The 6195-nt window shown below is 56.4% G+C and carries 6 protein-coding genes; all 6 read right to left on the reverse strand.

What is annotated here, in order from left to right; all coding sequences use genetic code 11:
- Positions 1 to 78 precede the first annotated feature (78 nt).
- The gene (locus ABJK56_RS09070; protein WP_347244347.1) at positions 79 to 918 is read right to left on the reverse strand and encodes a sugar phosphate isomerase/epimerase family protein; all 840 of its coding nucleotides are present in this window, start codon (positions 916 to 918) and stop codon (positions 79 to 81) included.
- 44 nt (positions 919 to 962) lie between these two features.
- Positions 963 to 1922 carry a UbiA family prenyltransferase gene (locus ABJK56_RS09075; protein ID WP_347244348.1) on the reverse strand — a complete coding sequence of 320 codons (960 nt, stop codon included), beginning with the start codon at positions 1920 to 1922 and terminating at the stop codon, positions 963 to 965.
- A 3-nt stretch (positions 1923 to 1925) separates the two neighbouring features.
- Positions 1926 to 2831, reverse strand: a complete 906-nt coding sequence (locus ABJK56_RS09080; protein WP_347244349.1) for a sugar phosphate isomerase/epimerase family protein — start codon at positions 2829 to 2831, stop codon at positions 1926 to 1928.
- A gap of 242 nt (positions 2832 to 3073) precedes the next feature.
- The gene (locus ABJK56_RS09085; RefSeq protein ID WP_347244350.1) at positions 3074 to 3910 is read right to left on the reverse strand and encodes an ABC-2 family transporter protein; all 837 of its coding nucleotides are present in this window, start codon (positions 3908 to 3910) and stop codon (positions 3074 to 3076) included.
- 2 nt (positions 3911 to 3912) lie between these two features.
- Complete coding sequence (locus ABJK56_RS09090) at positions 3913 to 4785, reverse strand: ABC-2 family transporter protein (protein ID WP_347244351.1); 873 nt, start codon at positions 4783 to 4785, stop codon at positions 3913 to 3915.
- Positions 4786 to 4837: 52 nt separating this feature from the next.
- The gene (locus tag ABJK56_RS09095) at positions 4838 to 5866 is read right to left on the reverse strand and encodes an ABC transporter ATP-binding protein (protein WP_347244352.1); all 1029 of its coding nucleotides are present in this window, start codon (positions 5864 to 5866) and stop codon (positions 4838 to 4840) included.
- Positions 5867 to 6195: the final 329 nt, after the last annotated feature.

The raw sequence follows: 6195 nt of genomic DNA on the forward strand, positions 1-6195 counted from the left end.
AATTCATGGATCGCCCGGATACCACATTGAGCCTTTAACATCAGGTTAATCCTTTTGGCAAGTGGGGATCGTCGGATGTCAGCCCTCTTGTTCGACAAATGGTCGCAACGCCGCATAGGCCCGGCGCGCCGCGTCGAACCCCAGATGGCTGTGGCGACTCAGCTCCACATAAACTCCCTTTGTGTAACGCACCTTGTGGAGGGATCCGAAGACTTCCTCGAGGTTGAGCTCGCCTTCCCCGAACATGAGATGCTCGTGGACTCCGCGCCGCATGTCTTCGATATGTACATTGACCAGCAGAGACCCGTGGGAAGTGATGATGTCGGTCAGCTTTCCCTCTTGCTGGCAAATGACGTGGCCCACATCAAGAGTGAGGTGGCATCCCGTATCGGGCGAGCGTTCGCGGAGCTCGTCAAAGCGCTTCACGGTGTCGATGAACATTCCCGGTTCAGGCTCCAGACCGATCGGCATACCGTATGAAGCGGCTTCATCACAAAGATGTTTCAGACCCTCGATGAGCCAGCGCCATGCGTCGTCCTCCGCCACTTCCGGATGTCTGACGCCCGACCAAATCGACAAACAATCGGCATTCAGCGCCACAGCGCAGCAGAGGGCGTGGCGATAAAACTGCATCCGTCGCTGCCGTTCCGCGTGAGTGGGTGAGATCAGGCTCGGTTCGTGTTTCCGCCAGGGGTCGAGGAGATAGCGAGCCCCGGTTTCGATGACGCATCGCATCTCCAACCGATCCAGGACGTCGCGGATCTCGTGCAATTGCCGTTGCCAGTGGGGATTCCACGGCGAGAGAAGGTAGTGGTCAATGGTCAGGGCCACACCACGGTAACCGACTTCCGCCAATCCGCGGATGGCCGTCACCGGTTCATGATGGACGAGACCATTGGTGTTGTAGCCCAGGTACATGGCTGAGTCTTCCTGTCATCGATAAAACGCATTCCAGGCAGGCATCAGGTACTGGCGATCCATCGACCGGCCCAGGTGGCCGGAAGGATGAGGGCCAGCACGGGCAGAGCACCCAGTGGCCCGTGTGCTGTGAAAACTACGGCTGCATCCAGAACGATAATTCCCATGACAGCCTGGGTAACCACTCGCTGTACCCGCGCTGGTGAGGGCGCAGCAAGGACCCATATCCCTCGTAAGAGCATCCACCCCGCCAGAATGCCTAAAAGGGCGTACCACCGCCAGAGATCGACGACAAATCGCTCGGCCGAAACCGCGTATCCAGTGACGACAGCAAGCCCCGCAATCATCGTTGCCAGTCCGGCGGCGAGCCAGCCGCGGTGAGGCTCATCGGCCTCGGTACGTGCAAACGCCGTGATCCCGGCCACATACACCGCCATTCCCACCGGCAGCGGTAGCCATGCCTGGTTCCACGGAGAAAGCGATGTCCCGAGAACGAAATTGACCCCGCGGCAGGCCCCCATTGCAGCGGGGCCCAGAAAGGTTCTCTTCACCAGAAAGTTGTAAGTGAGAATGGCCACGGCCAGACCAAGGGCCGCGATCGCCGGTCGAACCGTTCCCGCTCGCCACGCCACAAAGCCGCTCAGCGCAAGACCCAGCAATAAGAATCCCCAGCCCAACCAAAAGGCCACTGATGCGGAGATAGTTCCCGAGGGGATGGGGCGCTGGGGACGTTCTCGGGCATCGATTTCTCGATCAACCCAATCGTTGAGAACCACACCGGCGGCATAAAAAGTGACTCCCGCAAACACGAGCGGCCAGAGAAAGGAGAGGCTCTCCGGCGTGATCTGCGGATGAGACAGAAAAAACCCCGCCAACACGTCCGCCGCGGCAGTAAACAAATTGGGTAACCGAATCAGTTGACAGTACGCCCGAAAGGACTCTGCCGGTCCCACAAATCGGCGATCTCGTGCAGGTGGCTGAGCAGACTGTGTGGTGCGCGTCACCTGTTACGGCCTCCCCTGGTTGCCTCGGTTCCCTGCAGTTCCTCGGATGACACTCCTTCCGGCTGTTCCGTACTCAAGAAGAGGGAGAAGGACTTCCCGTGCGCGCCGGCCTGCCTCGTCGGGATTGTCGACGTACGGATAGAGTTCCACGGTGATCCACCCATCGTAGCCGGTCCGTTTAATGGCCGAAATCACTGCCGGAAAGTCGATCGCGCCCTCCCCGGGGACCAGATGATGGTGCACCCGTTCCGCGGAAATGTCTTCGATGTGGTAGTGTCGGGTCCAGCGGGCCATAGGTTCTACCCAGTCTTGTGGGTCTTCGCCCACACAAAACGCGTGGCCGATGTCAAAATTGAGGCCCACGGCCGGTGAGTCAATCCACGCTATGAACTCCAGAAACTGTTCAAAGCGTTCGATGAGAAGACCCGGTTCCGGTTCGATGAGAAGGTTTACTCCGAGCTTTTCGGCGAGTTCGACGCAGGGCATCAGCTCGTCGTAAAAAATGCGCAGGGCGTGGCGGCGCGCCATCCCCGATGGTAGAGGCCCTCCCGGCTCGGTCTGGATTCCTGGGGCTCCCAGATCGGCGGCCAGACGCAGTGCGCGGAGGGTGTGTTCTCGTCGGATAGCCCGATAAAAAGGATCCGGCTCAATCCACGAGGGATGCCAGTACGGTTGCCGGACGTCGCTGACGCCCCGCATCATAAAGGCGTTGATGTTGGAGATTTGCAAGTGATGCTCCTGGAGAATGCCGCGGAGCCGGTCCACATCAGTCGGGAGTAAGCTGAGCGGCCAGGCGTGGGGAACATCCGCCAGAAGCTCCAGCCCCTCGTATCCCAGGGAGGCAATGCGGGCGGCTGTCTCCGCGAAGGTAAATCGGGTATAGGCATTACTGCTGTAGGCCAGTTTCATGCGTAGCGATGCCCTTGTACGTGTTTCCTTACTTGCGAATCAGTATGAGACACGACCGAAGGAGCTATTCTACCCGCCGCCGGTGCCGCGCAGAAGCACAAGACCATATTGGTTTGGAGCGGAAAAAGTTGCCGCCTGGTTGTGGCGTGGAAATGTGCCTGTCCGGCCACGTTATGCACTCTCCTGCAATCGCCAACCATTTTCTTTTCCAGGACGATTCGTTGACGGAAATAGAACCCCATCTAGCTGCTGGCGCTGCGGTAGCTGCGGAGGGCAGCCAGAAAGACCAACCGGCAAATCACGAGCATCGTAACGGTGGCCACGATGGTGAATCCCGCCAACGCCCAGTCCTGCGTCGTTTGCGGCCTGAGAGGGCGGGCAATGAAGCGGGCCGGCACATTGATCGCCACCAAAACAGGAATAATAAACGTGAAAAACCAGCGGAAAGGTCGACCGAAACGCCCTTCGTAAATCTCCATCGGATACCGGCCGAAATTGACGATGTAGAACCAAAAATCGAACAGCGTTTCATTCCGGCCGAGCCATACACTGGTGGACGCCATCATGAACATGAGCGAATATAATATCAATAATCCACACATCGCATAAAAAATATAAAGTGCGACCGTAATGAATGAGGGAGCATAATCCATCTGTCTTAGTGAATAAAGCAGTAGGAGCAAGCCGACCAGAAAATTTCCTGAAGACGACCAATCGATTCTCTGGAGCGAGACAATAAACTGCGTGTCAATAGGTTTCAGGAGGAGGAAGTCAAGATTGCCCTGGCGAACAAAATTCCCGAAATTGTCGGCATTTGTCATAAACAGCATGGCGGCCAGGCTGTTAATCATCAAGCCGGTACCGGTGAACGCGAAAAACTCGTATTTGCCCCATCCCGTGCCGGCTCCCAGGGACGGCGTGTATTGGAATATGAGAATATAAAACCCGAGATTCATAAACACCCAGGAAAGAGAGGAAACGAATTCGATAATAAAGTTGGCGCGGAAAGTCATGTCCCGGATGAGGCTGTTGCGGGCGAATGTAGCGAAGACCAGCAAGTACTGTCGTAGAGGAGTCACGGTCAACCTCCAAAGCCGCTGTAGCGTTTGAGGCCACGTTGGAGTGTGATTTTGGCGAGCACCATAAATGTGACCACCCAGGCCGCCTGAACCAGCAGTCCAGTCACCAGTTCCTGACCTTGAATTTTTCCGAGAAATACGGCACTCGGGAAATAGGCCAGATACTGAAGGGGAATCATCCGCACGATGGTGTAAAACGGTAGCGGTAGCATGTCGATGGGGAACATATGTCCAGAAAAGAAAAAACTCAAAAGCATGTAGACGAATAAAAGGGAGCTAACTTCCAGGAACCAGAATCCCAGAAGACCGATCGTGGCTTCGAGGAAGAACCCCAGAAGAAACGCGAGTATGAGGGATGCAATGTAGGCAGGCCATTCCCAGCCTTGCGGCGTGTGAAGAAAAAAACCACGACACAAATAAAACACGACGGCAAAGGGGACAGCGGCAATGCTGTAATAGACGAGTTTATGGGCAACGCGATAGAAGAATAAAAATTCTAGTAATCCAATCGGCTGAATAAGGAACTTCTTGATTCCGCCCTCACGGATTTCGCGTGTGATGCCCGAGGCCAGACCCGGCATGCTGGAGAATGCGCGACTCAGCATCGTCAGAAGGTAATAGGCGACCATATCGTGATAGCGGTACCCTACAATGCGTGTTTCCCCACCAGACTGGTCGGGCACAGCGGCGAAAACCGCCGCCCAAAGAAAGATTTGTGTGATAATGGGCAAAAAACGCATGAGTGTGCCCAGCATAAAGTCGCCCCGATATACGATCCGCTCCTGAATGCTGATGCGGAGAATAGTTCCCCAGAGACGGCATCGTCCGAGGATTCGCTGGGAAAGGGAATGGATGTCGAGTGCAACTGTGCTCATCGATCGCTTGATGGGTTACCCTCACTGGTTGTCATTAAGGTGATATTGGCTGCTAGTTGTCCTCCGAATGCAGGCGGGAAGATACGAGCGACGCTTCTGCCGTACGGTGGGCCGAGGTGAACAACGTGGCGATCAGTTCTTCGAGAGGTGGGTCCTCGACGCTGACATCTTCAGCGGAGTACTGCGCGAGGATCGCCCGCACGATTTCCGTGGCCTCCGTCCGTGGCACCCGGAGCTTAATCCTTGGCGGTTCCCTGAGGATCACCTGGCCGAATCGCGCAAGATCGCCGGGGGGCGTTCCATTGGCAAAGCGGATTGTGATGATTTTATACGCCCCAAGATGATCGACGAGACTGCTCAGCGAGCCGTCGTAAATGATGCGACCGTCGAAGATCACCACGACCCTTCGGCACAGGGCCGCCACATCCTTCATGTAATGACTGGTCAGAATGACGGTCGTTTTCTTTTGCGCTTGATATTCTCGGAGGAACTGCTGGATGGTGTACTGGGCCACCACGTCGAGCCCAATGGTCGGTTCGTCTAGAAACAACACTTCGGGCGAATGCAAGAGAGCCGCAATGAGTTCCATCTTCATCCGCTCGCCGAGCGACAATTCGCGCACGGGGCGATGGACGAGATGCCGAACTCCCAGCATGTCTGTCAACTCATCGCGCGTGCGAGCGAATTGGTCGGGCGGAATCTGGTAGATTTGCTGATGGAGCCGGAACGACTCGGCCGCCGGCAGATCCCACCATAACTGGTTTTTCTGACCCATCACCAGGGCGAACCGCCGCCGGTACGCGTTTTCCCGCTTCCAGGGTACGTAACCCAGCACGGTGGCCGTTCCCGCAGTGGGAGTGATGATTCCCGACAGCAGCTTGAGGGTGGTCGTCTTGCCTGCACCGTTAGGGCCGAGAAACGCCACGAACTCGCCCCGTTCCACCGTCAAACTGATCGATCGGACGGCGTGAATGACCTCGTACTCTGGGCGAAATAACCCCCGCACGGCCGCCCAAAGGCCTTCTTTCTTTCGGTTGACTCGGTAGGTCTTCGACAAATTGCAGATCTCAATCGCGCTCATACTCTCGATTATATGGCCCAACGCTCAATCGGGGGCATTGTCACCGCATGGCCAGTTTTTCTCGACCACAGAAAAAGGTGCGCAGACCTTGCTAACGGCTTTGTGAGGAATGGGATTCAATCCAGCGCGACGTGCTTTGGTGGGCCCTGTTTGTCAGGGCTGCTTGCGAATCATGAATGATCGGTTTTTGGTTACACGGGCACAGTACGCGTGTCTATCCGCCGCTAGCGGCTTGTTGTCCACTGGGCGCTGGCGGATTAGAATGGGAAATGCTTCGGTCAGCGGTTCCCGGGCAGCGGTTCATGGGTCTTGTCGCCAGAGGGGCTTCA

The organism is Thermogutta sp., assembly GCF_039793925.1.
Classification (GTDB): Bacteria; Planctomycetota; Planctomycetia; order Pirellulales; family Thermoguttaceae; genus Thermogutta.

Coding starts and splice junctions, on each gene's coding strand:
- ABJK56_RS09070 (WP_347244347.1), bottom strand. CDS start 918: ATGTACCTGGGCTACAACACCAATGGTCTCGTCCATCATGAACCGGTG.
- ABJK56_RS09080 (WP_347244349.1), bottom strand. CDS start 2,831: ATGAAACTGGCCTACAGCAGTAATGCCTATACCCGATTTACCTTCGCG.
- ABJK56_RS09090 (WP_347244351.1), bottom strand. CDS start 4,785: ATGAGCACAGTTGCACTCGACATCCATTCCCTTTCCCAGCGAATCCTC.
- ABJK56_RS09095 (WP_347244352.1), bottom strand. CDS start 5,866: ATGAGCGCGATTGAGATCTGCAATTTGTCGAAGACCTACCGAGTCAAC.